At 71.8% G+C, this 1,970-nt stretch carries 2 protein-coding genes; both read left to right on the top strand.

Annotation, left to right across the window (positions count from 1 at the left end; genetic code table 11):
* Positions 1-75 precede the first annotated feature (75 nt).
* Positions 76-1,524 (top strand): VIT domain-containing protein, encoded by a 1,449-nt coding sequence (locus tag AX681_RS19995; RefSeq protein WP_066656332.1) that lies wholly within the window; start codon positions 76-78, stop codon positions 1,522-1,524.
* The coding region (locus AX681_RS20000) for a hypothetical protein (RefSeq protein ID WP_156456148.1) at positions 1,521-1,970 on the top strand (450 nt) is incomplete at its 3' end. The genes AX681_RS19995 and AX681_RS20000, both read left to right, overlap by 4 nt.

The raw sequence follows: 1,970 nt of genomic DNA on the forward strand, positions 1-1,970 counted from the left end.
GGAGGCGCGGTTGCGGTCCGCCCTGTCCAGCGGGGCATCGAAGCCGCGCCGGCGCGCAGCGGCCGGGGGGGCGGGATGATCGAGCCGACCGGCCCCGGGCTGACCGATCCGCTGCTGCCGCTGTTGCGGCCCGCGGCGATACCCCGCCCGCCGTTGCTGCTCGATACCACCGACATCCGGCTCCGCATCGTGCCGCCGATCGCCCGGCTGATCCTCGTGCGCACGTTTACCAATCGAGAACACGTGCCGATCGAGGTGGTGTTGACGATGCCACCAGCGCTGGCCGGGGCCGTCGTCCACGACATGACGGTCAGCATCGGCGACCAGCGCTGGAGCGCGCGCGCGCGCGCGCGTCGTCGCGCCGAAGGGACCTATGACGGCGGTGCGATAGACGGGAACCGAGCGATCCTTCTGGAAGAACTGAAGCAGGGCTGGCAGGCGCTGTCGGTCGCCGGCGTCCGGCCGGGAGAGTCGGTCACGCTGCGTTTCGAAAGCGTGATCGGTATCGGGGAGACCGGCGCGATGCTGCGGCTGTGCCCGGGCGTGGATCCGGACCGCGCCGTTCCGGCGCTGCCCGATCATTTGCTGCCGCGCCACAGCGGCGTGTCGCATCCGGTCACGCTGACCATTGAGGGCGCCGACGCGATCCGGGTGCTCGCCGCCGGTCGCGATCTGCTGCCGAAGCAGCGGATCGACGGGTCGCCGATAATGCTGGAGGTCGTCGTCCCAGCCGGCTTCAAGGGTGCGCTGACCGATCGCTCGGCCGACGACGTGCGCGCGGAAATGGCGCTGCATTGCGCGACCGAAATCGCGGCGCTGCTCACGGCCGGCGGCAAAGTCGATCGCGCGCGGGTGCGCGACCTGGCGGTGAAGGGCAATCTGCTGACGACGGAAACCAGCCTCGTCTTCGTCGGCCCGGAGGGAGAGGCGTCCGGCGTCCTGCCCGCGATGCGCAAGCTCGCGCTGGTCGATGCGCGGGCGGCCGAGGTCCAGCCCGTCCCCGCCGCGATGCCGCCGGTCGCCGAACCCGTCGCACCGGTCATTGAAGCGCCGCCACTGGATGATGGTGGCGACATCCAGCCCGGCCGGCGAGGCAGGACATTGCCCAGGCTTCCGACCCCCAACGCCCGCGCGCCGTGGACCGTCCGGCTTGGCAACTGGCTGCGCGATCATCTGCTGCCACGGACACGGCCGCTCAACCTGCCGCTGCTCGGCCGCCGTCTGCGGTCGGCGGCCGGACAGGTGCTGTGGCGTCAGGACGGGATGCTGTCGCTGCGCTCCGGCGATCCCGCGCACCTGCCGCCGGCGGCGGCGGCGCTGGTGCGCGAGGTCGCCGCCGTGCCCGTCGTTCGCGATACGGCAGCCGCGTTGCATCTGACGCCGGATCACCTCGCCATCGCGCTGCTCGCGCGGGCGGCGGCGCGCGATCCGGCGACACCGCCGGGGCTGCTCGATCAACTGTTCCCCGATGCGGTGCCGCAGCCGTTCGAGCGGCTAATGACGATGATGGAGCTTGGTGCGTGAGGTATCTGCTCCCGGTGGCGCTTCTGCTCGCCTCACCACGGCCGCTGCTTGCGCCGTGGGGCGCCGAACGCGCCGAGCGTTTCGCGTCCGACGATACGCGCGGCCCCTGGGCGCGGCGCTGGGTCGGACGCAGCGACGGCGCGCGCATGATGCTGACCTTCTACCGATCCGCAGAGGATGCGCGGCGGGTGGCGCTGCTGTCGCGCGGCCTGGGCGATGGACCGCAAGGCGATGACGATCGCGCGTTCCTGCGCGGCTTCCTGCCGTCGGGCTGGCTGGCGAGGGTCGGTCCGATCCGGTCGGTCGCCTATAGCGACGTCGCGCGCGGCCTGTGTGTGGTGGTCAAGATACGGAACGAGGCATCGCGGCTTTGCATGGCGAGCCGTCCGGACAGCGCCGTGGTCGCGACGGTGATGACCGGGATGCGACGCGATACCGCGCAAGCG

The sequence above is a fragment of the Sphingomonas sp. CCH9-E2 genome (assembly GCF_001557215.1).
Classification (GTDB): Bacteria; Pseudomonadota; Alphaproteobacteria; order Sphingomonadales; family Sphingomonadaceae; genus Sphingomonas.

Coding starts and splice junctions, on each gene's coding strand:
- AX681_RS19995 (WP_066656332.1), top strand. CDS start 76: ATGATCGAGCCGACCGGCCCCGGGCTGACCGATCCGCTGCTGCCGCTG.